The organism is Bacteroidota bacterium (assembly GCA_020161395.1).
GTDB lineage: Bacteria > Bacteroidota > Ignavibacteria > Ignavibacteriales > Ignavibacteriaceae > UTCHB3.
In genome coordinates, this window is record JAIUOE010000001.1 from 1 (window position 1) to 22,502 (window position 22,502).

The 22,502-nt window shown below is 42.1% G+C and carries 23 protein-coding genes; 18 read left to right on the forward strand and 5 right to left on the reverse strand.

Features of this window, described 5'->3' with window-relative positions:
- Positions 1–241 precede the first annotated feature (241 nt).
- Complete coding sequence (locus LCH52_00005; protein MCA0386854.1) at positions 242–1,126, reverse strand: DMT family transporter; 885 nt, start codon at positions 1,124–1,126, stop codon at positions 242–244.
- A 104-nt stretch (positions 1,127–1,230) separates the two neighbouring features.
- On the opposite strand from LCH52_00005, the gene LCH52_00010 reads away from it, so the two are divergent.
- The gene (locus LCH52_00010; GenBank protein ID MCA0386855.1) at positions 1,231–3,135 is read left to right on the forward strand and encodes a T9SS type A sorting domain-containing protein; all 1,905 of its coding nucleotides are present in this window, start codon (positions 1,231–1,233) and stop codon (positions 3,133–3,135) included.
- Between the two features lie 7 nt (positions 3,136–3,142).
- Here the strand turns inward: LCH52_00010 and LCH52_00015 are convergent, their stop codons facing one another.
- Positions 3,143–3,577 carry a hypothetical protein gene (locus LCH52_00015; GenBank protein ID MCA0386856.1) on the reverse strand — a complete coding sequence of 145 codons (435 nt, stop codon included), beginning with the start codon at positions 3,575–3,577 and terminating at the stop codon, positions 3,143–3,145.
- A 345-nt stretch (positions 3,578–3,922) separates the two neighbouring features.
- Here LCH52_00015 and LCH52_00020 point away from each other — a divergent pair, with 345 nt between their 5' ends.
- The 14 genes from LCH52_00020 to LCH52_00085 all read left to right on the forward strand — a co-directional run bounded on the left by LCH52_00020 (position 3,923) and on the right by LCH52_00085 (position 16,536).
- Positions 3,923–4,429: a cytochrome c gene (locus tag LCH52_00020; protein MCA0386857.1), complete on the forward strand. Its 507-nt coding sequence runs from the start codon at positions 3,923–3,925 to the stop codon at positions 4,427–4,429.
- A gap of 20 nt (positions 4,430–4,449) precedes the next feature.
- On the forward strand, positions 4,450–6,402 hold the full coding sequence (nosZ, locus tag LCH52_00025; GenBank protein ID MCA0386858.1) for a Sec-dependent nitrous-oxide reductase: 1,953 nt from the start codon (positions 4,450–4,452) through the stop codon (positions 6,400–6,402).
- Positions 6,403–6,467: 65 nt separating this feature from the next.
- On the forward strand, positions 6,468–7,046 hold the full coding sequence (locus LCH52_00030; protein MCA0386859.1) for a hypothetical protein: 579 nt from the start codon (positions 6,468–6,470) through the stop codon (positions 7,044–7,046).
- On the forward strand, positions 7,043–7,483 hold the full coding sequence (locus tag LCH52_00035) for a nitrous oxide reductase accessory protein NosL (protein MCA0386860.1): 441 nt from the start codon (positions 7,043–7,045) through the stop codon (positions 7,481–7,483). Before LCH52_00030 ends, LCH52_00035 begins: the two co-directional genes overlap by 4 nt.
- A 1-nt stretch (position 7,484) precedes the next feature.
- Positions 7,485–8,702: a nitrous oxide reductase family maturation protein NosD gene (locus LCH52_00040; protein ID MCA0386861.1), complete on the forward strand. Its 1,218-nt coding sequence runs from the start codon at positions 7,485–7,487 to the stop codon at positions 8,700–8,702.
- The gene (locus LCH52_00045) at positions 8,699–9,421 is read left to right on the forward strand and encodes an ABC transporter ATP-binding protein (protein ID MCA0386862.1); all 723 of its coding nucleotides are present in this window, start codon (positions 8,699–8,701) and stop codon (positions 9,419–9,421) included. The genes LCH52_00040 and LCH52_00045 overlap by 4 nt, the downstream gene beginning before the upstream one ends.
- Positions 9,418–10,200 (forward strand): ABC transporter permease subunit, encoded by a 783-nt coding sequence (locus LCH52_00050; protein ID MCA0386863.1) that lies wholly within the window; start codon positions 9,418–9,420, stop codon positions 10,198–10,200. Before LCH52_00045 ends, LCH52_00050 begins: the two co-directional genes overlap by 4 nt.
- 7 nt (positions 10,201–10,207) lie before the next feature.
- Positions 10,208–10,690, forward strand: a complete 483-nt coding sequence (locus tag LCH52_00055) for an Rrf2 family transcriptional regulator (GenBank protein MCA0386864.1) — start codon at positions 10,208–10,210, stop codon at positions 10,688–10,690.
- A gap of 14 nt (positions 10,691–10,704) precedes the next feature.
- On the forward strand, positions 10,705–11,253 hold the full coding sequence (locus LCH52_00060; protein MCA0386865.1) for a DUF2249 domain-containing protein: 549 nt from the start codon (positions 10,705–10,707) through the stop codon (positions 11,251–11,253).
- A 1-nt stretch (position 11,254) separates the two neighbouring features.
- A complete protein-coding gene (locus LCH52_00065) occupies positions 11,255–12,520 on the forward strand; it encodes a hypothetical protein (protein MCA0386866.1) in 1,266 nt (421 codons plus the stop codon).
- A 7-nt stretch (positions 12,521–12,527) separates the two neighbouring features.
- Entirely contained in the window at positions 12,528–12,833 is a 306-nt protein-coding gene (locus LCH52_00070) for a metal-sulfur cluster assembly factor (protein ID MCA0386867.1), read from the forward strand.
- 62 nt (positions 12,834–12,895) lie between these two features.
- Positions 12,896–13,213, forward strand: coding sequence for a cupin domain-containing protein (locus LCH52_00075; GenBank protein ID MCA0386868.1), 318 nt, complete (start codon positions 12,896–12,898; stop codon positions 13,211–13,213).
- 129 nt (positions 13,214–13,342) lie between these two features.
- A complete protein-coding gene (locus LCH52_00080) occupies positions 13,343–15,571 on the forward strand; it encodes a TonB-dependent receptor (protein MCA0386869.1) in 2,229 nt (742 codons plus the stop codon).
- A complete protein-coding gene (locus LCH52_00085) occupies positions 15,568–16,536 on the forward strand; it encodes a DUF4249 domain-containing protein (GenBank protein ID MCA0386870.1) in 969 nt (322 codons plus the stop codon). Before LCH52_00080 ends, LCH52_00085 begins: the two co-directional genes overlap by 4 nt.
- Before the next feature lie 403 nt (positions 16,537–16,939).
- Here the strand turns inward: LCH52_00085 and LCH52_00090 are convergent, their stop codons facing one another.
- Positions 16,940–17,344 carry a hypothetical protein gene (locus LCH52_00090; protein MCA0386871.1) on the reverse strand — a complete coding sequence of 135 codons (405 nt, stop codon included), beginning with the start codon at positions 17,342–17,344 and terminating at the stop codon, positions 16,940–16,942.
- A gap of 208 nt (positions 17,345–17,552) precedes the next feature.
- Between LCH52_00090 and LCH52_00095 the strand changes: the two genes are divergently transcribed.
- The 3 genes from LCH52_00095 to LCH52_00105 all read left to right on the forward strand — a co-directional run bounded on the left by LCH52_00095 (position 17,553) and on the right by LCH52_00105 (position 20,911).
- Positions 17,553–17,972 carry a DoxX family protein gene (locus tag LCH52_00095; protein ID MCA0386872.1) on the forward strand — a complete coding sequence of 140 codons (420 nt, stop codon included), beginning with the start codon at positions 17,553–17,555 and terminating at the stop codon, positions 17,970–17,972.
- A 201-nt stretch (positions 17,973–18,173) separates the two neighbouring features.
- Positions 18,174–20,264 (forward strand): T9SS type A sorting domain-containing protein, encoded by a 2,091-nt coding sequence (locus LCH52_00100; protein ID MCA0386873.1) that lies wholly within the window; start codon positions 18,174–18,176, stop codon positions 20,262–20,264.
- Positions 20,265–20,341: 77 nt separating this feature from the next.
- Positions 20,342–20,911 (forward strand): hypothetical protein, encoded by a 570-nt coding sequence (locus LCH52_00105; protein MCA0386874.1) that lies wholly within the window; start codon positions 20,342–20,344, stop codon positions 20,909–20,911.
- Between the two features lie 8 nt (positions 20,912–20,919).
- Here LCH52_00105 and LCH52_00110 read toward each other — a convergent pair whose 3' ends face one another.
- Together LCH52_00110 and LCH52_00115 are read right to left on the reverse strand one after the other, a co-directional pair.
- On the reverse strand, positions 20,920–21,648 hold the full coding sequence (locus LCH52_00110; GenBank protein MCA0386875.1) for an esterase: 729 nt from the start codon (positions 21,646–21,648) through the stop codon (positions 20,920–20,922).
- A 17-nt stretch (positions 21,649–21,665) separates the two neighbouring features.
- Complete coding sequence (locus LCH52_00115; protein ID MCA0386876.1) at positions 21,666–22,349, reverse strand: LytTR family DNA-binding domain-containing protein; 684 nt, start codon at positions 22,347–22,349, stop codon at positions 21,666–21,668.
- Positions 22,350–22,502 lie beyond the last annotated feature (153 nt).

Genomic DNA, 22,502 nt, shown 5'->3' on the forward strand with positions numbered 1-22,502 from the left:
ATTTTGGGCATCCTTTTGACTGTTTGTGTTGGTTGTTTAATGATACACAAATTACTGAATTTTAGTAATATGCAGCGAGGATGCCCCTTATTATTTTAAATTAACTTTTTAAACATACCTTCTCATAGCTTTTTCACATGTCGCCACAAGGGCTCAAAATCCAATCCGTGGAATCTGTGCTCAATCCGTGACATCCGTGGAACTATTCAAACCTCTGACATCAAACCTCAAACTTCAAATATTATCCCTTGCTCACAAACCAGATACCCGAAATGATCAGGATCAGTCCCCCGATGTGCATTACCGAGATCGTCTCACCATCCAGCAAGCCCCAACCTACAGCAACAATCGGTATCAGGTAAGTCACGGTGGATGCAAATACCGCTGAAGTTGATTGTATCAGTTTGTTGAACAGGATGAGCGACATGGCGGTTCCAACAATGGCAAGAATAACGACATATCCCAGTGATTGAAGAGCGAGTGGATGTGTCGTTACAGTACCCGCAAATCCCGACAAAACAAGAATAATGAAAGCTACAGGAAGCACGGTCATAAAGGATACTGCGGTAAGTGCTACAGGAGGAATTCCCATGAAATATTTTCTAAGGAAGTTGTTGCCGAGTCCGTAGAACATCGTAGCGAGCACGACAAAAAATGCATAGTAATTAATATCGCCGAGTCCCCCGCCACTGAAAAGAATCAACATCACTGAACCTGCTATTCCCATTATAAGTCCGGCTGCCTGATTTACTTTGAATGGTGCGGCGAAAAAAATTATTCCGATTCCGAATGTAAATATGGGTGACATGCTGTTGAGAATTCCTGCGAGAGAACTTGATATCTGTGATTGTGCCTGTGCGAAAAGAATTGCAGGCAGCAGATTGGTCACACATGCGAAAAAGAGGAAGTGTTTCCAATACTTTTTAAGATACAAATGATAATGTTTCCAGGCTACAGGCAGTAAGACCAAAGCGGAAAGAACAACCCTGAGGGCACCAACCTGGATTGGCGAATACGCCTCAAGTCCCCTTTTCATTAAAATAAATGAACTGCCCCAAATGACTGCCAGAACAATAAGGGAGAGAAAAGGGAAAACTTTACTGTCGGTACTGAGATGTTTTTTCATTACACTTCTAAAATTTCAAAATGCAAAACTAACCATTTCGCCTTTTATATAGTGTAGAAATTTAGTATTTATACAGTCAATATTTTTTGAACCTTGGCGCCAAAATGAAATCCTTAAAATCCCTTAAAATTATCTTCCTGCTCTCACTTCTTTTTTTACCTGCATCACTTCGCTCACAAACACCCGGAAACTGGTGGAACGATGCTGTCTTCTATGAAATATTTGTAAGAAGTTTCTATGATGCAAACGGAGATGGTAAAGGTGATTTCCGTGGACTGATTCAAAAGCTCGACTACCTGAACGATGGCGACCCGAATACAAAAACCGATCTTGGGATCACCGGTATATGGCTGATGCCAATAAATCCTTCCCCAAGTTACCACGGCTACGATGTGAATGACTACAGGGGAATTGCCTCAGATTATGGAACAATGAACGATTTCAAGGAATTTCTTGTAAAGGCACACCAGCGGGGAATAAAAGTAATTATCGATCTGGTTATGAACCACACTTCGCGGCAAAATCCCTGGTTCGCAGCTTCAACCGATCCTTCCTCACCATACAGAAACTATTACATCTGGCGAAACACAAACCCGGGCTATACAGGTACCTGGGGACAGACTGTCTGGCACCCCTTCAACAGCTACTACTATTTTGGTATGTTCTCAAGCGGAATGCCCGACCTCGACTACAGCCATGCCCCCGTTAAAAATGATATGTTTAACATCGTCCGTTACTGGCTGGATACCCTGAATGTTGATGGATTCAGACTTGATGCCATTAAACACCTTTTTGAAAACGGACAGATTATGGAGCATGTGCCGGCAACATTTTCTTTTCTTCAGGAGTTCAGGACTTACTATAAAAGTGTAAACCCGAATGCTTTTGTGGTGGGTGAAGTGTGGTCTTCAACTGCCCAAATTGTCCCTTACTCAAACGGTACACGACTTGATGCGTGCTTCGAATTTGATCTTGCCACAGCAATCATCAATGCCGTAAAAAATTCCGCCCCTGCCGGACTCGCTAACAAGGTCTCTTCTGTTGTTTCATCGTATCAGCCATTGCAGTATGCTACATTTCTTAGCAATCACGATCAGGACAGGGTCTTTGGTATCCTCAATCAGAATGAGAAATGGATGAAACTTGCCGCATCGGTGTACCTTACACTTCCGGGAATTCCTTTTATTTATTACGGTGAAGAAATCGGTATGAATGGATACGGTCAGGATCAGAACAAAAGACGACCCATGCCGTGGACACCGGGTACAAACGGCGGATTCACAACAGGCACTCCCTGGTACGCCCTTGGGACACCCTACACAACAAACAATATTCAGACGATGTCTGGCGATCCGGGATCACTCCTTAGCCGCTACAGAAATTTGATCCATCTGCGAAACAAGGAGGAAGCTCTTCGCAGAGGTGGATACCGTGCCGGTACATCATCAAATGCAAATATTTACTCGTTCGGAAGAGACCTTGAAAACGAGGTTGTTTATGTAATCCACAATTTCAGCGATTTTCCTGTCTCAGGCTTTACTGTTTCGATGAATCAGTCAAACCTGGATCAGGGAAGTTTCTTTGTTTACGATCTCGAGTCAGGCGCAAGTCTTGGTCAGATAACCGTTAATTACCAGGGCGGTTTTGCAGGTCTTGCAATTCCTGGTGAGCTGGCAGGAAAGGGATCGATGATCATTAAACTTCAGACGAATCCTTCAGGCATCGAAGATGAATCGAAAAATCCCGGTTCCTTCAATTTATATCAGAATTTTCCGAATCCATTTAATCCTTCTACAACGATTAACTACACAATAGCCAGGCAGGCTTCAGTGGATGTGTCGGTTTACGATATCAGAGGAAATTTTGTTAAGCGACTCTTTGCTGATACTCAGGAGGCGGGAAACCATACAATTGAATTTACATCAAAAGATATGGCTTCCGGCATATATTTTGTAAGAGTAACTGCAGGTTCCGAGACAAAGACGATAAAAGCCACTCTTTTGAAATAAAAGAGAGTCAGGCGTCCTTATCTCTCATAAAGGCTTTTAACTGTCTTTCTTTGTTTTCCTGATTGCTCTCTGTGAATCTGATGATTACATAAGCCACGAGTCCAAAAAGAAATACGAAGAGAAGCATCCACGCATTTGCCTCGAGAGTACCCATTATCGCTCTGTAGATCTCGAGTGCCCACCTCTCATCGGTCAACAAATATGTGTATGCACCTGTTTTTTCGTTTGTGTTCAGATATTTTTCCAGATCCCAGATGCGAACTCCACCCGAGATACCAACCACAAAGATCGTAAAAAGAATGTACCTGCTCCATGCTATGTAGATGTCTTCTTTCACCAGCCGGTTGAAAATGGTATCCAATGGTTTCCTGAATGCATATGCAATGATCGCGCAGGTTAGAAAGCTGACGAGAAAATTGAAGATTAAAAGTGTGATGAACATTTTGTTTCTCAAAGGTTATTGAATTGTCTGTCGTATTTTACGGAAAACTATTGAATAATGTTCCATGTTTTAATCTAATAATGCAATAATTCAGTAATTCAATAATCCAAAAATCCCCCGCCTAAAAAAATATTTTAAATAATCCTTGACATTGGTAAACAAAAACCCTATATTTGAATCAGACTTTTTTATCTGATTATAAATTCAACAGGAGATTCTTTGAAAACAGCTCAAAAGATGAGAAATCAATTTCTGATTTTGTCGATTTCCTTCTTTACCCGATCTGTTTGAAAAAATTTTGAAGTATAATCAGACTTTTTTATCCGTTTTCATAAAGGAGACAACATGTCCACTAAATCAATTTACTCAGTATTCTTTTTCGTAATGTTTTTGGTAATAGTTTCAGGAATCACCGGCTGTGGTGGCGGAGATTCACAGGCTAAAAAGAAATCAAATGCTTCAGGAAGTGACGGAGCGGCTGCAACAAACACTTCGGGTCTTTCCGAATTTGAAATGGAGAATGGAATTGGGCCCATAAAGGAAAAACTCACCCTTGGAGAGTTGGACCTCGCAAAAGCCTCAAAAGGCGAAAAGATATTCAACGAAAAGTGTGCTGCATGCCACAAACTTGATGAAAAATATACAGGACCTGCCCAGCGGGATGTAACAAACCGCCGGACACCTGAATACATCGTAAACATGATGTTAAATCCCGAAGAGATGTTGAAGAAACATCCTGAAGCTCAGAAGATGCTCGCGGAATACATGACACAAATGCCTTCACAAAATCTTACAAAGGATGATGCCCTGGCAGTGCTGGAATACTTCAGATCAGTAAACAAACCCAAATAACTTTAACCGAAGGCAATATCATGAAAAAGATGATCCAATTTTTGCTGCTTGCAGCTTTTATCCTCCCGGTAATACTGATTACAGGTTGCGGGAAATCCTCATCAGCACTCGACACAGGCGATGCTCCTCAGCGTGTTTATGTAAAACCCGGTGAGTATGATGAGTTTTATACCTTCATGTCGGGCGGGTTTAGTGGCCAGGTTTCGGTGTACGGAATACCTTCAGGAAGACTGTTCAAAATCATTCCCGTTTTTTCCCAGAATCCTGAAACGGGATACGGTTATTCCGAAGAAACCAAAGCAATGTTGAATACCTCACATGGATTTATTCCCTGGGATGATGCCCACCACCCTTCACTCTCACAGAAAGAGGGAATGGCTGACGGCAAGTGGCTCTTCATCAATGCAAACAACACCCCGAGAATAGCCAGACTCGACCTGAAAGATTTCGAAACTGCTGAAATTATTGAAATTCCGAACTCAGCGGGCAACCATGGTTCACCTTTCACCACTGAAAACTCAGAGTATGTGGTCGCTTCAACAAGATTTTCACTTCCCATCCCTAATGAAGATGTGGATATAAAGTCCTACAAAGAAAACTTTAAAGGCACCATCTCATTCATTAAAGTGGCTCCCGAAAATGGAAGAATGAACCTTGAATTTCAAATTCTTGCTCCGGGATTCAACTATGATCTCGCCCGTGCAGGAAAAGGTCCTTCACACGGCTGGGCATTTTTCACTTCCTACAATTCTGAACAGGCAAACACACTGCTCGAAATCAATGCTTCCAAAAACGACAAGGATTTTATCGCAGCAGTAAACTGGAAAAAAGCGGAAGAATATCTGAAAGCCGGAAAAGCCAAAGATATGCCGGCTGACTACTACCACAACTTCGTTGATGAAAAAACAAGGGTTGCGAAGTCGGAAAACATAAAAACGGTAAAAATTCTCGACCCGAAAGACTGTCCGGGTATGATCTATTTTCTGCCGACTCCTAAATCACCTCATGGCGTTGATGTGGATCCGACAGGTGAATATATAGTAGCCGGTGGTAAACTCGCAACCGTTCTACCGGTTCATTCCTTCACAAAAATGATGGATGCAATCAATAACAAAAAGTTCGATGGCGACATCAACGGTATCCCTGTTCTGAAATATGCAGACATCAATGCAGGTGAAGTAAAAAATCCGGGTCTGGGACCTCTCCATACCGAGTTCGATGACAAAGGATTTGCCTACACTTCCGCATTTATCTCCTCTGAAGTGGTGAAATGGAAACTTGGCACATGGGAAGTGGTTGATCGTATACCCGTTTACTACTCGATCGGTCACCTTCTTGTTATGGGTGGCGATACAAAAAAACCATTCGGAAAATATCTGATTGCCCTGAATAAAATCACAAAAGACAGATATCTCCCCACAGGACCTTCGCTTACACAGTCGGCTCAACTGATCGATATAAGCGGTGACAAAATGAAATTGCTGCTCGACTTCCCCACCACAGGTGAACCTCACTATGCTCAAGGGATTGAAGCCTCGATACTGAGAAAAGACTTCATGAAAATTTACAAAAACGAGGACAACGGCAACCCTCACGCAACAAAGTCGGAAAAGGATGCCAAAGTCGTCAGGGAAGGAAACACGGTCAGAGTTTACATGACAGCTTCCCGAAGCCACTTTAATCCCGACAATCTCGAGGGAATAAAGGTTGGCGACAAGGTTTACTTCCATGTCACAAACCTCGAACAGGACTGGGATGTTCCTCACGGCTTCGCAATTAAAGGGATGACAAATTCCGAACTCCTTATCATGCCGGGAGAAACAAGAACGATACTGTGGGAACCAAAACAACCCGGAATCTACCCGTTCTACTGCTCTGATTTCTGTTCGGCTCTTCATCAGGAAATGTCGGGATATGCAAGGGTTTCGCCGCAGGGTTCGAATGTACCTTTGTCATTTGGAACAGGAAAATAAACTTCTCCGGGAGGAGTCAACTGACTTGTTAAGTTGTCTCCTCCCAAACTATTTAAGACATTACAATGAAAACTAAATCAAAATATTTATCAGCTTTCGCCTCACTGCTTCTTCTCGGGACTTTCCTTTTTCCGATCTGGAAGATTGACATTCAGGCTCCGCAGTATCCCGAGGGAATGGGGCTGTATATCTGGATAAATAAAATAACGGGTGAGGGACCCAACGATCTGAACACACTGAACGGACTGAATCACTACATCGGGATGAAAACCATAGATGAAGAGTCGATCCCTGAACTCCATATAATGCCTTACATAATCGTGATACTCACAATTTCAGGATTGCTCGTTGCATGGAAAGGCGGTTCAAAAACTCTCCTTTTTCTCTCGATAGCCATAATTCTGCTGGGTTTGGCAGGCATGTATGACTTTTACATGTGGGAATACGATTACGGACATGATTTGAATCCCAACGCACCGATTAAAGTGCCCGGAATGAGCTACCAGCCGCCATTAATCGGCAGCAAACAGCTCCTTAATATCAACGCCACTTCTCTCCCTTGGACAGGGTCACTTTTTATAGCAATTCCTTTGATTATGTTTGCATTTGTTATTTATTCAGAAAGAAAAGGCAAACTAAAATGAAATATGCAACACTCCTCCTGGCTCTCCTTTCCCTCGTTGTTTCGGGCTGCTCTGGAAAAGACCCTGAACCAATTAGTTATGGCAAAGACAACTGTACATTCTGCCAGATGTTGATTACCGACCACAGATTCGGAAGTGAACTTATCACCCCTAAGGGGAAGGTATTCAAATTTGACTCAATCGAGTGTCTCGTCGGATATTGTCAAATGCCGGGTAATTATGATGAAAAAGAAAGTGCTGTTTTTGTCACATCAATGATCGAGCCCGAAAAACTCTTTGATGCAAAAACCGGGATGTTCGTGGTAAGCAATGAAATAAACAGCCCGATGGGTGCACATCTCGCAGTCTTCAGATCACACGAAAAAGCCATTGCCACGGTCAAAGATAAAAACGCTGTTCACTACAACTGGGCAAAACTTTTGAAAGAGTTGAAATAAAATGATCAGACTATTCCTTTTTTTGGTTGTTTCTGTTGTCATCAACGCCTCTTCGATAGTTGTTTCGAAAGAGAATGGTATGAGTCTTGAAACAGCTCTCACCAAAACAAAAGCTGATACAATCGTGATAAAAAAAGGTGTTTATCATTGGCGAAATATAATTATATCCCGTAAAGTTGTCATAGTAGGCGAGGATCTGCCTGTCATTGATGCAGGTGGGAAGGGCTCCATTTTCTTCATCAGAGCCGGAAATGTCACCATAAAAGGTCTGAAACTGATCAATTCCGAAGTCAACTACAAATTCGAAAACGCTGCAATCCGTCTGGAAGAAGTAGCTGACTGCTCAATTGTCTCAAACGACCTTTACAACAACTTTTTTGGCATCTATCTGCAAAAAACAAACAGGATTACTCTCTCCGGAAACAAAATTCTCTCATTTGCGAAGCAGGAGACCAACTCAGGGAACGGAATCCATTTGTGGAATTGTAACTTTACCACCATTTCCGGCAACACTATCTCGGGTCACAGGGACGGGATCTACCTCGAATTCAGCAAAAACAACCAAATAGAAGGCAACTCTGCAAAGAAAAACCTCCGCTACGGGCTTCACTTTATGTTCTCTGACAGCAGCAGATACTATAAAAACAGGTTCTCTGAAAATGGTGCCGGTGTGGCAGTCATGTATTCCTCCCGAATCGAAATGACAGAAAACATCTTTTTCGACAACAAGGGACCTGCCTCCTTCGGATTGTTACTCAAAGACATTAACTCTTCAACCATTCGTAAAAACACTTTTTCCGGAAATACCAAAGGTATCTACCTGGAGGCGTCAGGCAGATCAATAATCGAAAACAACATTTTCGTAAACAACGGATGGGCTATTGAACTGCTGGCAAATTCGATGGACAACGAATTTACAGGAAACAATTTCTATACCAATAATTTTGATGTCGCCACCAATTCCCGACAAAATTTCAACAAATTTGCAGGTAACTACTGGGACAACTACAGTGGATATGACCTAAACAAGGATGGGTACGGCGATGTCCCGTATCCTCCCGTTTCTCTTTTTTCGGTGATTGTGACAGAGTATAAACCTGCACTTATTCTGATGAGGGGTCTCTTTACACGATTGCTCGATTTCGCGGAAAGAGTGTTCCCATCACTTACACCAAAGCAGCTTATTGATGAAAAACCGCGGATGAGGAGTTTGACATGATAAAAACCATTGGGCTTTCAAAGTTTTACAAAAAGCAGACCGCTCTTTCCGATGTCACACTCGAGATCGAAAAAAGAAGTGTAACTGCCATTGTTGGTCCAAACGGTTCGGGGAAAACCACCCTTCTGAAATCGATTCTTGGACTTGTCATCCCGAATGATGGTTCCATTCTTTTTGAGGGCACCTCTGTTAAGAACAACACAGACTACAGAAAAAAGATCGGGTATCTTCCGCAGAATCACGGTTTCCCTGCAAATCTTATGGTAAAAGAGTCAATCAGACTGTTGAAAGATCTTAGAAGCGATATTGAAGATTACGACCTTGAACTCTACGAAAAGTTCGGACTGGAAGAGCATCAAAACAAACAGATAAAGCAGCTTTCAGGTGGTACGCTTCAGAAACTTTCCGCAGCCATTGCATTCATGTTCAAACCGGAACTGTTGATTCTCGACGAACCTACTTCATCACTCGATCCGGTAGCATCAGGTATACTGAAAGATAAAATCCTGCAGGTTCACAAGGCAGGGACAACGGTCATCCTCACTTCACACATTATGCCCGAGGTGGATGAACTGGCAGATCAGGTAATTTTTCTTCTCGAGGGGAAAGTCAGGTACAGTGGCAGCATCGACAATCTGAAAATTTTGAACGACACACCCAGCCTTGAGAGAGCCGTGGCAAGTATCATGACAAAGGGATTTGTACCATGCACGATATGATTAAGATCTTTAAATATCAGATAAGAGATGTACTGAGATCGAGACTGGTAATTTTCTATTTCCTCTTTTTCCTCCTTTTCACTTCTTTGATTTTTCACTTTACGAGTGAACCATCAGGAGTAATAGCCAATATCCTGAGCATTAATGTTTCGTTTGTGCCCTTGCTTACACTCCTGCATGGCACCACTTTCTACTACAACAGCAAGGGATATATTCTCTTTATGCTTACACAACCCGTTCGCAGGATCAACCTCGTTACCGGAATATGGTTCGGTGTTTCCATTCCACTTGTACTTGCTCAGTTTCTCGGAATACTGATTCCATTTCTCCTGTTTTCTGATATTACGATGGCATTGGCGGCACCTCTCGGTTCACTTCTTGCTACGGGAGCATTTATCACATTCATTTTTCTTGCGATAGCTTTCTTAATCGCAATTTTTCAGGACGACAAGGCAAAGGGTTTTGGACTCTCTCTTTCCCTCTGGTTTTTGCTTGCATTGCTCTATGACGGAATCATTCTGGCAATTTCGGTTTACTTTGCCGACTGGCCTCTCGAACTTCCCCTGTTGATGATCAGTTCTTTCAATCCGATTGATCTCGCAAGAATTTTCTGCCTGATCCACCTCGATTCCGCCGCACTCATGGGTTATACAGGTGCGATATTTCAGGAATATTTCCAGTCGGCAACAGGAACAGTAATCTCTGCCTTTGCCCTCTGTTTGTGGATGGTGCTCCCTCTTGGTGCGGCACTTCTGAAATTTAACAGGAAAGATTTTTAGGTTAATTATGATTTTCTCAAAGAAATGCGAATACGGATTGCAGACTGTTCTGCTCCTCTCTACCCTTCCATCGGGAACGACAATATCCGCCGGAGAGATATCGGGCACCCTCAATATTCCAAAAGATTTCACGGGAAAAATCTTACAACAGCTTACCACATCGGAGCTGATTGATTCAAAAAGGGGAAATGGAGGTGGCTTCAGTCTTGCCCTTCCCGCTTCACAGATCAAAATGATCGATATCATCAATGCCCTCGACGGACTCGAGGTTTTCAACATGTGTGTCCTCGGATTCAACAGGTGCAATCCTGACGACCCCTGTCCTGTTCATCACCAGTGGAGCAACCTTCGGGCGACAGCTTATGAACTTTTCTCGAACACCAACCTTGAGGAGGTGAAGGAAAAATCGATCACAAAAATCAAAAATATATTCGACGATCAAATCAAACTCGCAATAATCCAAAAATCCAATAATGCAGTAATCCAATAATTTTGAGGCATAGAGTGTTAAACAATGAAATAAACGGGAATATCGTGGAATTTATAGCAAATTCCCCAAAACTTAAACTTGATGTAAGAGAGACTCTCGCAGGAGGTGTTGATCCTTTTCATCTGATTATGGACCACATTTCCATTCTGAAAGAGGGAGAAGTGTTTCACCTCCTCAACTCTTTTGAACCGATGCCTCTCTATACAGTACTTGCTAAAAGGGGCTTCGACCACTATACAGAGGTCCTCGATTCCGTCTTCCACATCTATTTTTTCAAGCCGGTTGATAAAGGGAACGCATCTGTGGATGACAACAAAACACCATCAGCACAAACAGAGCGCCCCGATGTGATCGAGATGGATGTGAGAGACCTTGAACCGCCTGAACCGATGATTAAAATACTCGGCAAGGTGAGAGAACTTGACGAAAAAACCATCCTCCTCGTTCACCACCACAGAGAACCAATGATGCTCTATGAGAAACTGGAGGAAATCGGTTTTCAGGCTGTCACGACAAAGATAAATGACAACTATTACAAAGTAGTTATCTCAAAGAAAGATTAGAATGGTTCCGGGTTTCGCAACAAAACTTTCGCCCTCTTTCAGACTTGTCTCGACCTATTTTATTACGGCAATTGTCTCTCTCATTGCAGTATGTATTATGCTGTTGTTGAGTTATGATGAAATCACAGGCCACCACTTCTCTCCAAAATTGCTTGCGATCACTCACATGACCATTCTTGGCTGGATTGCATTGACTATTTTTGGAGCCATTTTCCAGTTGATTTCGATCATTCTGAAGGTGAAACTCTTTTCGGAAAAACTTGCTTTTGCACAGTATGCTTTCCATATGTCGGGAATGATACTGCTCGTCTATTCATTTTGGGTATTTTCATTCGGTGCCCTAATGATAACTGGAGGATCACTGGTCGTGATATCGGTGGTTCTTTTTCTTATTAACATGGCAGTTACCCTGAGCAAACGAAAGAAAAACAACCTCACAGGGCTCTTTCTGATGGCTTCAAACATCCATCTGTTCCTTGTGGTGGCGCTTGGACTCCTTCTCGCTATAAATCTCGGTTTCCCCTTCATTCCGGGCGACCATCTTAGTCTCCTGACTGTTCATGCACATATCGGCATAGCAGGGTGGATCGGGATGGTAATTGCCGGTGTTTCATTGAAACTGATTCCGATGTTCACACTTTCCCATGGTTTTTCAGTAAAACCGGCATGGGTGGTGTTTATCCTTGTTAATTCAGGGGTTCTTGGTTTTTCACTTTTTAGGGTTGCAGGTTTCGGAAGTGCGGGTGACTATGTGTTTGTCCCCTTCCTTGCAGCAGGATTCATCCTTTTCTTTGTCCAGATCATTTTAATAATTAAAAAGAGGATGAAGAAAAATCTCGACCTCGGAATAAAATTTTCGATGTTTGCCTATTCTGCCCTCCTTATTGCTGTTTTGCTCAGTGCCACATTCTTTTTCGGACATTATGAAAGTGTCCGGAAGTTGAATTTTCCCGTTCTCTACGGTTTTATTTTGATCTTCGGGTTTATCACCCAACTGATTCTTGGGCAGATGTACAAAATTATCCCGTTTCTGATCTGGTTCCACTATTACAGCTCTCAGGTTGGTCTGAAGGATGTTCCCCTGCTGAAAGACCTTTACAACAGGAATCTCTCGAAAATGCAGTACTACATCACAAATTTTTCGATTCTTCTGATTGTTCCTGCTATTCTGATCAATTTACCATCATTGATTTTAGCGGGATTTTCCTTCTATTTCGTCGGGATAATCCTTTTTTCATACAATATTCTTTCAATCTACAAAAGGTGATGACTTGATACCATCCAATGAAGCCGTTCTAAAATCTTTGGAGAATGTAATTGACCCCGAACTCAATCTGAACATAGTTGAACTGGGGCTGATCTATGATGTGATCATTAGGGAAGATGTTATCCTCGTCAGAATGACCCTTACCACTCCCGGTTGCCCCATGCACGACAGTATTCTTCAATGGGTTGAAAGACAACTCCAGACAAGTTTCCCTAAATACAGAATATTCATAGACCTCGTTTGGGAGCCACAGTGGACCCCGAAGAGAATGTCTCCCGAGGCAAAAAACAAGCTCGACATGATGTTTGAGTGAATCCAATAATCCAATAATGCAGTAATGCAGTAATCCAATAATCCAGTAATTTGAGGCATAAAATGTTAAATATAGATATAAATGGTAATGTTTCCGGGTTGATTAACTACTCGGAAAAAGCGATTGTCAGCAGACAGTTGTTAAAAAATCCTTCCGGTAATGTCACCCTTTTCGCTTTCGACAAAGAGGAAAATCTGACTGAACACACCTCTCCTTTTGATGCTCTTGTTAATATAGTTGAAGGGAAAATGGAGATTAAAATTGGTGGTGAACCTTTCACTGTGGAAACAGGATCGATAATAAAACTTCCTGCGAATGTTCCTCACGGGCTGATTGCTCTCGAAAAAACCAAAATGATGCTCATTATGATTAAAGGATAATATTATTTCTACAAAAAAATATCAGCCAATTCCTTAATATTAGAGAAATAATTTGTCTTTTTATTGAACAACCGGTTGCGTTTTAATCATCGCAACCGGTTTACCGTTTCTCACAGAGGAGTTTTCCGTTTGAAATTTTTTCCTGTTCTGTTTCTGTTCTCTTCATTTCTTATTTTTTCACAAGCAAATCCCGAACCATACAAAGCCACTTTAAGAGGATTTGTCTCCGATTCCACAAACGGCGAGGCGGTCATCTACGCCAATGTGGTCATCAAGGGCACAACTACAGGTGCCACCACCAACACTTCGGGTTATTACATCATAACTTCTGTTCCTGATGGAAAACAGACCATTATATATTCGATGGTCGGCTACAAACCAAAGGAAATTACAGTCGATCTGCCTGCCGGTAAGATCACCCAAATAGATGTGAAACTGGTTCCGGCCTCTTATACTACCCAAACCCTTACCATTTACGGTGAAAAAACGGTCGAAGCGAATGCCACTGATCTCGGTCTCGAGAAAATTACCGCACAGGAGATAAAACTTCTTCCCAAGGGAGTGGAAGCCGATATTCTTCGTACCTTGCAATATACTGCCGGTGTCAGCACAACAGGTGATGTCTCTGCACGATACTTTGTCAGAGGCAGTGATAATGAACAGAATGTCGTTCTCCTGAACGGTGCCACCATTTACAATCCGTTTCACGCTCTTGGCATTTTTTCTGTCGTCGATCCCGAAATTGCCTCGGCACTCGAGTTTCATAAAGGGGGTTTTTCTGCCGAACATGGAGGAAGACTCTCCTCGGTGCTCGATATAATCACAAAAGACGGCAACAAGAACCACTTCAGTGCCGGTCTGAATGCATCGCTCCTTTCCGGAAAAGGTTTCCTGGAGGGACCGATACCGGGTGGAAGTTTTATTTTGACCGGAAGAAAGAGCTATTTTACAGAAACACTGAAGAAATTCCTGAACAACAAAACCTCCCCTTTCGATTTTTACGACTACTCTTTTAAGGTAAACTACAGCAATCCTGAGATTCTGGAGAACTCAAAATTTGTTTTCCACCTTTTTGGAAGTCAGGATGATCTGAAAAACAACAATCCTTTCAAAGAAGATTATTCCCTGAAAAACAATGTTCTCGGTCTGAACTGGTATCAGGTTTGGGCTGCTCCAATATTTTCTGAAATGACTTTTTCACTTTCATCTTTTGATGCTGCAGTCACTCCAAATCTTAGCAATGTGAAAGACAGGAAAAATTCCGTTACAGATTTCTCTTCGAAATGGAATTTCACTTACATTTTTGATTCAAGAGATGAACTTGGTGTCGGACTTCATACAACCATTTTCAATTCGACTCTCGATCAGGAAAATCTGCGCGGATCAAGGACCAAACTCGAGTCGAGTGGTGTCTCGATGAACATTTATCTCAAATACAAATTCCTCACCTTCGAAGATTTTGGACTTGATGTCGGTGCACGAATTCTGATGACTACCCTGACCAAAAACCGTGCAGGATTCATCGAACCCAGAATTAAATCGACTTACAAAGTAGCCGACTGGCTTACTCTAAAAGCCTCTTTTGGCAAGTATTCACAGGAAGTAACCACTCTTGTTGATGAAAATGACCTCCTTTCCATTTTTGAGCCCTGGATAGTTGTCCCCGATTATCTCACTACTCCAGAGGCTTATCATTACATCGCCGGAGTGAAAATCGCGCCACTTCCCGGAATTGTTCTCGAACTCGAAGGATACTACAAGGATATCAGGAACCTTACCGATTTTAATGACCGTAAATTCACTGCAGGTGACCCGGATCTGATTCAGTTAAATGGTGAATCATACGGTTTTGAAGCCGACCTGCTTATGCAGTCGGATATGTTTTACTTCAAAGCCGGTTATTCACTCGGATGGGCTTATAAGTTCAAGGATGGCGCCAGATACTCCCCAAGGTATGATACACGGCACTCACTTAATTCCATTCTTGGATTTAATCCGGGAGACGGCTGGAATATTTATCTCACCTGGAATTTCTCGACAGGAAGGCCCTACACACCACTCGCCGGATATCTCGACAGGTTTAGAATAGATGATTTTTGGACACAGTGGCTCGCTCTCGGGCAGTATGATCCCAAATCGCTCTATGGACTTCAGAATTCCGAGAGATTCCCTGTTTATCACAGGATGGATATCGGAGTCTCAAAAACACACTTTATCTATTATATGGCTTGCACACTCGATTTCAGCATAATTAATGTTTACGACAGAAGAAATATCTTCTATTTCGACGATAAAACGGGTGAACGGGTTGACATGCTCCCCTTCCTTCCATCCCTTTCCCTGAAGGTGCAAATATGAAAAATCTCTTTTTTAGTTTTACTGTGCTTGCTGTATTTCTTTTGTTCACTGGATGTGATTCTTCTTTCGATCCTAAAAAGAATTATGAGGAAAAGTACATTCTCAACCTGGTTATAAAAGGTGACTCTGTCAAACAGATTGCCATTGCCGCTAAAACCTATAATGTACCGGGATTTAACCCAAACGAAAATTCCGTCTCCCCGTTTATTTCCGGAGCTGCCATCTCCATCTACTCAAAATTTTACGATAATACATACACTTTTAAAGATTCTACAACCACAGCAATTGGACAAAAGTTTGGGGCACCGGCTCCTATCTATGTCCTGAATCAGATGAAAGCCCGTGTCAATGACACACTCACATTGACTGCTGTCATGCCCGATGGCAAGATTCTTAAATCGAAATGTGCTGTTCCTCGCGATCTGGATTTTAAGCTGTCAAAGAATTTTATCTCAACAATTACTCAAAATCCATCGGAAAAGGCTCTAACCATTCAATGGTCCGGTTCACCCGATAATATTTATGTTCCCAAGCTTGTCCTCTACTACGCTACCGATAAAAACGGTGTAGTTAAAGGTTATAAAAAGGAAATTCCGCTCAAGTTTGCTGATGTGTCGGGTACACAAAAGCCTTTGTACCCCGGGGTAACGAGAGATAAGATTTTAATTTATGAGTATGCGGCAATCAACAGGATAATGTCGGAGATTTCAGCCGGAGATCAGGACAAATATTCTTATGTTATTCAGGATGCCATACTCGAAGTGATGGTTATGGATAAAAACCTCGGTAACTATTACGGCTCGACCGAGGGATATCTCGATGACTTTTCAGTAAGGCTCGATGAGGTTATTTTCTCCAATATCGAAGGAGGCCTCGGAGTTTTTGGAGCTTACCTTGTGTCATCCCGAAAAATCAATGTGGAAGAAAATTTTGTGCAGTCGTTTGGCTACAGAAGCAGATTGTAAATTTTTTATATTATAATATACAAAATTTACAAAGTGGTCGTAACTTGTTTATTTTAAAAAAGTTATGAGTGTGATATAAGCGAGATTTCGTTAAAACAGATGTCGCCACAAGGGCTTTTTTGGTGATGGTTGCCATTCTTCTATCCATATGTCGCCCGGAGGGCTTTCTTGAGGTTGAGTATTTCTCCCCATATGTCGCCCGGAGGGCTCTAACAAAAAATCCATTTAATCCGTGGAAAATCCATGCCCTCTGTAACCATTTTCCCATCTGCGTTAATCCGCCAAATCAGCGTGCATCTGCGTCCTCTAAATAAAAAAACCGCCCTTGTTTAAGGGGCGGCACCGGGCTTGGCATTATTGAGGTAATGCGAAGGGGTAATGATTTATGCGAAATATCTTCTTTTTACTCTGCAGGTACTGAGTTTGTTCTGTCCATTTTGATTTGCTCGGTGATGGCATACATCATTCTGCGAGCCTGGTCGTCTTTTTCAATTTTTGCCATGGTCTCGATGACTCCCAGGAAATTTTCATCACCTGTTTTGAAGAGTGCAAGGGCTATCAGGATTTTGGTCGAAGGATCAAGTTCCTTTTTCATCTCTTCCGCAAGAAGTGGAGCGACTTCCTTTACTTCGTAGAGACCGGCCATATATATCGAGCTTTTCCTCAAGCCTGTGTTGTTCGAGGTGATACCGTTCTTTAACGATGTAATCGAATTCAAATTGAATCGATTTGTGCTCTGAGATTTAATCTCAGGTGTTGCTGCAATGAGCATTAAAACTACAACGATGGTGCTGGTTAAAGTTTTCATTGCTGTCTCCCGGTCGTTTGTGATTGAAAGTATTGTTAAATTCTGAGGTCAAGTTACTCCGCAAAATTGTAACATGTGCCACCGTCAGGTAAACCTTTGTAAAAGAATGTAACCGTTTTCGTTTTTTTGTTTTATTCCACGGGAACTCTTATAAAAAATTACATGTTATAACATATAATTCACACAACTTAAATACAGGAATAAAAAAATGAATGACTTAGGATTACTTCTCCTTAGAATTTTTGCGGGCGGTTTCATGGCATTTGGTCATGGTTACGGTAAATTTGTTAAGTTCTTTTCCGGGGAGGAAATAAAATTTCTCGATTTCCTTGGAATTGGTATGAAAGCGAGCTTTTTTCTCGCAATGTCAGCAGAGTTTTTTCTTGCAATATTCGTAATTCTGGGACTTTTCACCAGAACTGTAACAATTCCCTTGATTATTACAATGGTGGTTGCAGCATTTATTGCACACGGTGATGATCCGTTTCAGAAAAAAGAGATGGCTCTCCTCTACCTGACTGTCTTTGGAACTCTCTTCTTTACGGGTGGAGGGAAATATTCAATATCTGCACTTCTTGCAAATAAAATTCCTTCAGCTAATAAAGCAGTATCTTTTCTTGTAAAATAACAACCTGATACAGGTTATAAAACAAGATATCCCATGGTGGCGGAGAGTTGGATAGATAATTCAACCTCCGCTTTCTTTATTACACCTCCCTCTCGACATCTTCTTTCAATCAATGGTTAAATGTTTTGTAGTCTCCTCTCTAATGATTAATTTTAGATGCTGTTTATCTAATCATTGGATACAAACAAAAATGGAGAAACCATGAAAAATATCATCACAAAATTATCGTTATTCCTGTTTTTCCTCGGGCTTGGTGCATTAAACGCACAGGCACTCTCAGGAACATACTACATCCCGCAGGGAGCTAACCCTCAGGGTTATGCGACCCTTTCTGCTGCATGTGCAGCTATTTCAACAAATGGTGCAAACGGGGTTGTCACATTTATCATCGACGGTAACCTTACCGAAACCGCTCACTGCTTCATAAACAACAACACCTTTACTGCGACCAACAGACTGGTAATCAAACCTGCTGCAACAAAACAGCCTGTGGTCACCCTGACCGGTGTTAATGCCACGAATGAATTTTTTACTATACTCAACTCAAGCTATGTAACCATCGACGGTTCGAATGGCAACAACGCTGACGGCACAAGAGACCTTACATTCGAGGCAAACCTCGCAACCGGAAGATGGGCTCTCGAAGTACAGGATAATTCAGACTTTGTAACAATCCAGAATGTCAAAGTTCTTAATGTAAACAGCTCAAGAACCTTAAACACTGCGGGTATCGCAGTTGACGGATCAATTGGCACAGTAGGTCAGTGTCCTGACAATATCCTCATCTCCAACTGCCAGATCGGAAGTGATGCTTCTTCTTTTGAATCAGGTATTGGAATGTGGGGAAATGACCCTACATCACCCGTAACCGGAACGATTCAGGGATGCGACATCTACGCAGGCAGAAGAGCCATAACAACCTTCTACATTGCAAAGAATTACTATGTTGGTAACACCATCATAATTTCTGATCCAAGAGACCGTACATTCTACGCTGGTGTTTACCTTACAGGAAGTGTTACAAATGATACTACAGTAGTCGCAAACAACAAATTCCCCAAAATTGCCGTGAATACCGCTGCAAACAGATTCGCCGGTGCAATTGTGGTTTATGGAAATACCGGTGTTATCAATGTTGCAAACAACTTTATTGCTCCAAACTTCACAAATTCAGGCGTTTCCACAGCCAACAGATACTACGGTATCGTTTTCGGTTCGGCAACATGGAACGGAATCATCAATATTGGCCACAACTCTTTCAGAATTGATGCCCCTGCAACCACAGGTGTCAATGCATGCATCGGTTACGAATTAAACTCCGATGCTACAATGAATGTCGGTAACAACATTTTCCACCAGGGAAACAGCACTCCGAGCTCTTATCTTATCCATTTCCCGATGACAGCAAGTGCTACCAACATCATTAATTTCAACTGGAATGCCTACTATCTTGCCGGTATTGGTTCAAATTTCGGTTATTACGGGACCGGTGCTGTTGCAACTTTGAACGACTGGAAAACCGCAACTTCACAGGATCCACAGTCGATCTACAAAATGGTCAATTTTGTATCCAACACCGACCTCCACCTTACAGGTGCTTCAAACGGTGACTGGGATTTAAGAGGAATGCCGATGCCATCAGTAAAATTTGACATCGATGGCAATCCAAGAAACGCAATGTTCCCTTACAAGGGTGCTCACGAAGCTTCCATTTCACTTCCTGTGGAGCTGACATCATTTACCGCTATGCAGACAGGTGAAGCTGTGGTCCTTGACTGGACAACAGCCACCGAAACCAACAACCTCGGTTTCGAAGTTGAAAGATCAACAGACGGACTCGCATTCAACAAGATCGGTTTCGTAAAAGGTGCCGGTTCAACAACTGACAAACAGGCTTACAAATTTGTTGACAATTCGGCTCCAACAGGAACAATCTGTTACAGACTTCGTCAGATTGACCTCAACGGTGAATTTGCTTATTCAAACATTGTCGAAGTGGATGTCGCCGGTGTGAATTCTTTTGCATTGCAGCAGAACTATCCAAACCCGTTCAACCCTTCAACGACAATCAAATTCTCTCTTCCTGCAGCTTCCAGAGTTAACATCACTGTTTATGACATGATGGGTTCTGAAGTTACAAAGATTGCTGACAAAGATTTCGCAGCCGGTTCACACCAGTTGAATTTCAATGCATCAAACCTTTCCAGCGGAAGCTATATCTATACAATCACTGCCACCTCTGTTGACGGCAAATTGTATAAAGAAACAAGAAAAATGCAGCTTTTGAAGTAGCAATATTTCTCTAACGGGACGCGGACGCACTAAGATGTATCCGCGTCCCTTCTTTTTTTAAATTTATACACGACCCCATGACAGCAATTATTGATTACGGCGAGAGACCCGAATATCTTCTCTGGCAACTGGAGAAGCTTGGAGTAAACCTCAAATTTACATCTGTTGAAAGTGAAATACTGTCGGCAGAAAAAATCATCCTCCCCGATTGTCAAGACTTGAAAAAAGCCATCAAACGGCTCCACCTACTCAATCTTTTTTCGATGCTGCGCATGATCAAAAAACCGGTTTTGGGTATCGGGAACGGATTCTCGATAATGTGTGAAAACACTCATGAGGCTGGCAAAGCCGGGCTTGGGTTTTTCCCGCTGTCACTCACTGTTCCATCGGTGGCTCCACCACTTCCCGCAAAACTTAGTGCCGATATATGTGATACCGTGGTCTTTATGGATGCTGTAACTCTTGACGGGCTTTATTTCGAGAAGCTGTTTCTCCCCTCATCGAATGAATTTAACGCAGCAGTTCTCACTGATCACAATGAGATTCCTGCTGCATTCAAAAAGGGGAATTATATGGGCGTGGTTTTCAATCCTGCTTTTTCAGGGCAGGCGGGGAACCTGTTTCTCAATAAATTTATTGAGATCTGACCGTAAAATCAAAGTTTGCTGACAAAGTATGGAAGCATTTTTCTCCATGTAGGCCAGTCGTGCGGCATGTCGTGTCCCCAAATCTCAAGTTCATGGGGTATCCCTTTGCTCCGAAGAATATTGGAAAGATTGATTGACCCCTGTGGAGCCTCATATTCTCCCTGACCTGTAGCAATTATTATCCTCTTGTTGTGACGCATCTGATTTAACAGATTCTCGTCATTCAGGTTTGAGAGATAATCGACAGGTGAATTGAAATAAACATTCTCATCATAATACCCCTTTGTGTACGATTTGAGGTCATAATAACCACTCATCGGTATCGTACCGGCAAACAGGTCGGGTCTTCTGAAAAAGATGTTCGCTGCATGAAGTGCTCCAAGTGAAGCACCCGTAAGCATTATGGGTTGCAGTCCACCGCAGTTGTTGTGGATAAATGGCACCACTTCATCCGTAACATAGTAGTTGTATGTCATGTGTCGGAGTGCTTTATGGTGTGGCATCATCGAATTGTTCAACCAGCTCTCGTTGTTAATGCTGTTTATCGAGAAAACCTTGATCTTTCCCGATTCGATGTAAGGTGAAATGGCATTTATGAGTTGAAATCTTTCATACTCAAGGAAATCCGCACCGGCAGTGGGAAACATAAGCAACGGAATGCCCCAGTGCCCGTAAACAACTATTTCCATGTTCTTCTCCAGTCGCGGGCTCCACCATCCGTGTATTTCTCTTTTCATCTCTCTCTTTTTCCTTTTTATAATATGTTAAGTTTCTTTAAAAGATCATTTTTATACATCGCTCCAATGGGGATGATGTTTTTATCAACCATGAGATTGTTTTCCGTGATGTCGGCAATTCTGTCGATCCTGACAATAAATGATCTGTGAACTCTTACGAATTCCTTCTTGGGAAGTTTAGCCTCAATGTGCTTCATCGTCGAATAAATAAGATGCTTTCCTGTTTGTGTGTGCAACTGTATATAGTCACCTTTTGCTTCAATAAAATTTATGTCAGCAAGATTGAGTCGCAAAAGTCTTGAATCAACTTTTACAAAAATGTAGCCGGGTGCAGTCCCCTCCGCATATTTGTTGTATATCTCAATCGCTTTATCGACCGATTTTAGAAACCTTGCATAACTTATAGGTTTAAGAAGATAGTCAGTTACATTGTGCTCAAAAGCTTCAACAGCATAATTCTCTTTTGCGGTTACAAATATTATCTGGGGACTCTCTTTCAGGGTTTCTATCATCTCAATGCCGGTCATCTCGGGCATTTCAATGTCAAGAAAAACCAGATCAATCTCCTGATCTTTTAATATTTTTACAGCTTCTATGGCATTGGAGAAGGAACCTGCGAGTTCGAGATTCTCTGTCTGGGCAACGAACCTCTCAAGAATCTTCCGCGAAATTTCCTCATCATCTACTATTAAACAATTCATTTCTCTACCGGGTTTTACATGCCTGCGCGATTGGTCAATTTTCTGAATAAATAATCAGGGTTAAAGGGCGAATTTAGCTATTTTTTCAAAAATATTTAACAATTTTTTATTAATGTTTCGGCTTTCCCGGTCTCACATCAGGTTATTTTTCGT

Bases quoted from the DNA above. Each gene is read 5' to 3' on its own strand.
- LCH52_00100 (MCA0386873.1), top strand. From the start codon at position 18,174: ATGAAAAATATCATCACAAAATTATCGTTATTCCTGTTTTTCCTCGGG.
- LCH52_00090 (MCA0386871.1), bottom strand. From the start codon at position 17,344: ATGAAAACTTTAACCAGCACCATCGTTGTAGTTTTAATGCTCATTGCA.
- LCH52_00045 (MCA0386862.1), top strand. From the start codon at position 8,699: ATGATAAAAACCATTGGGCTTTCAAAGTTTTACAAAAAGCAGACCGCT.
- LCH52_00065 (MCA0386866.1), top strand. From the start codon at position 11,255: ATGGTTCCGGGTTTCGCAACAAAACTTTCGCCCTCTTTCAGACTTGTC.
- LCH52_00005 (MCA0386854.1), bottom strand. From the start codon at position 1,126: ATGAAAAAACATCTCAGTACCGACAGTAAAGTTTTCCCTTTTCTCTCC.
- LCH52_00110 (MCA0386875.1), bottom strand. From the start codon at position 21,648: ATGAAAAGAGAAATACACGGATGGTGGAGCCCGCGACTGGAGAAGAAC.
- nosZ (MCA0386858.1), top strand. From the start codon at position 4,450: ATGAAAAAGATGATCCAATTTTTGCTGCTTGCAGCTTTTATCCTCCCG.
- LCH52_00040 (MCA0386861.1), top strand. From the start codon at position 7,485: ATGATCAGACTATTCCTTTTTTTGGTTGTTTCTGTTGTCATCAACGCC.
- LCH52_00115 (MCA0386876.1), bottom strand. From the start codon at position 22,349: ATGAATTGTTTAATAGTAGATGATGAGGAAATTTCGCGGAAGATTCTT.
- LCH52_00035 (MCA0386860.1), top strand. From the start codon at position 7,043: ATGAAATATGCAACACTCCTCCTGGCTCTCCTTTCCCTCGTTGTTTCG.
- LCH52_00030 (MCA0386859.1), top strand. From the start codon at position 6,468: ATGAAAACTAAATCAAAATATTTATCAGCTTTCGCCTCACTGCTTCTT.
- LCH52_00075 (MCA0386868.1), top strand. From the start codon at position 12,896: ATGTTAAATATAGATATAAATGGTAATGTTTCCGGGTTGATTAACTAC.
- LCH52_00095 (MCA0386872.1), top strand. From the start codon at position 17,553: ATGAATGACTTAGGATTACTTCTCCTTAGAATTTTTGCGGGCGGTTTC.
- LCH52_00010 (MCA0386855.1), top strand. From the start codon at position 1,231: ATGAAATCCTTAAAATCCCTTAAAATTATCTTCCTGCTCTCACTTCTT.
- LCH52_00020 (MCA0386857.1), top strand. From the start codon at position 3,923: ATGTCCACTAAATCAATTTACTCAGTATTCTTTTTCGTAATGTTTTTG.
- LCH52_00105 (MCA0386874.1), top strand. From the start codon at position 20,342: ATGACAGCAATTATTGATTACGGCGAGAGACCCGAATATCTTCTCTGG.
- LCH52_00055 (MCA0386864.1), top strand. From the start codon at position 10,208: ATGATTTTCTCAAAGAAATGCGAATACGGATTGCAGACTGTTCTGCTC.
- LCH52_00050 (MCA0386863.1), top strand. From the start codon at position 9,418: ATGATTAAGATCTTTAAATATCAGATAAGAGATGTACTGAGATCGAGA.
- LCH52_00085 (MCA0386870.1), top strand. From the start codon at position 15,568: ATGAAAAATCTCTTTTTTAGTTTTACTGTGCTTGCTGTATTTCTTTTG.
- LCH52_00015 (MCA0386856.1), bottom strand. From the start codon at position 3,577: ATGTTCATCACACTTTTAATCTTCAATTTTCTCGTCAGCTTTCTAACC.